General features: G+C 62.9%; 1 protein-coding gene. It reads left to right on the forward strand.

Annotated elements, in window-relative coordinates; genetic code table 11:
• On the forward strand, window positions 1–1844 hold a 1844-nt coding region (locus AB4Z11_RS30595; RefSeq protein WP_442029788.1), incomplete at both ends, for a diguanylate cyclase domain-containing protein.

Raw genomic sequence — 1844 nt, forward strand, 5'->3', positions numbered from 1 at the left:
TCACCAGCGAAGCCGAAATCGCGGCCCATCCCGACCGCGTGAAAGCCTTCCGCGCGGCCAGCATGCGCGGCTGGCAATATGCGATGAACCATCAGGAAGAAATCGTCGACCTGATTCTGAATAAATATTCGCGCCGCCACGACCGTATGCACCTGCTGTATGAAGCGCGCCAAATGGTGCCGCTGGTGCAGCCGGTGCTGGTGGAAATCGGCTACATGAATCCAGACCGCTGGCAGCACATCGCGGATATCTACACGGAACTCGGCATGCTGCCGAAGGGCGTCAGCTTTAACGGCTTCCTGTACAACACGGAGCCGGGCGCAGACCTGACCTGGCTGTACCGTGTGCTGGGCGTGGCGGCCTCGCTGCTGGTGGTTGGCGCCGTGATCCATTTCAGCCTGCTCACGCGCGAGCGCAGCCGCGCCGAGGAAGCCATCCGCAAAGGCGAGCAGCGCTTCCGCACCATGTTCGAAGCGGCGCCGATGGGGATTGCGCTGATCGATTCCATCTCCGGCAAGTTCCGCGACGTGAACCCGCGCTACGCGGAAATCGCGGGCCGCGACGCGGCGGAAATCAAGGCCAGCCGCTGGATGGATATCTGCCATCCCGACGATGTGGGACCGGAGCAGGAAAAACTGGTGCAGCTGGCGGCGCGGGAAATCTCGGGCTTCAAAATGGCATTGCGCCTGCTGCGTCCCGATGGCAGCGTGGTGTGGGTCGATGCCTCGCTGAAGGCGGTCGATTCGGAAGCCACGCCGCACCATCTGTGCATGATCGAAGACATCACCGAGAAAAAGGAAACCGAGGCCCTGGTCTGGCAGCAGGCCAATTTCGACACGCTGACCCAGCTGCCGAACCGCCGCATGTTCCTGGACCGGTTGCAGCACGATGTGCTGAAGAGCCGCCGTGACGGCACGCGCATCGCGATCCTGTTCATCGACCTGGACCACTTCAAGGAAGTCAATGACACCCTGGGCCATCATCAGGGCGATGTGCTGCTGGTCGATGCCGCGCGCCGCATCGGGGCCTGCGTGCGCGAATCGGACACCGTGGCCCGCCTCGGCGGCGACGAGTTCACGGTGATCCTGCCCGACCTGAATGAAGTGGACCGCGTGGAAGCCATCGCGCAGAACATCATCAACAGCCTGCGCCAGCCTTTCCAGCTGGGGCAGGAACAGGCCTTCGTGTCGGCTTCGGTCGGCATCACCCTGTATCCCGACGACGCAGCCAGCATCGAAGACTTGCTGAAGCACGCCGACCAGGCCATGTATGCGGCCAAAGGCGCGGGACGCAACCGCTTCAGCTACTTCACGCCTGCATTGCAGGTGGCGGCGCTGAACCGCATGCGCCTGACCAATGACTTGCGCGGCGCGCTGAAAGGCGAACAGCTCAAGCTGTACTTCCAGCCCATCGTGCATCTGGCGAGCGGCAAGATCCACAAGGCGGAAGCGCTGCTGCGCTGGGAGCATCCGCAGCGTGGCATGGTCAGCCCGCTGGAATTCATTCCGCTGGCCGAAGCGAGCGGACTGATTGTCGATATCGGCGAATGGGTGTTCCATGAAACCGCGCGCTGGGTGCAGCGCTGGCGCAAGGAAGTGCATCCCGAGTTCCAGGTCAGCCTGAACCAGTCGCCGCTGGAATTCCAGCGTGAGCGGGGCGGCTACGAATCCTGGCTGAAGCACCTGCAATCGCTGGGCGTGCCGGGACAAGCCATCGTGGTCGAAATCACCGAAGGCCTGCTGCTCGACGCGAACACCCAGGTCACCGACAAGCTGCTGCAACTGCGCGATGCCGGCATCCAGGTCGCGCTGGACGATTTTGGTACCGGCTACTCTTCCTTGTCC

Origin of the sequence: Pseudoduganella sp. RAF53_2, assembly GCF_052113985.1 — a bacterium.
In the GTDB taxonomy this organism is placed as follows: Bacteria; Pseudomonadota; Gammaproteobacteria; order Burkholderiales; family Burkholderiaceae_D; genus Rugamonas.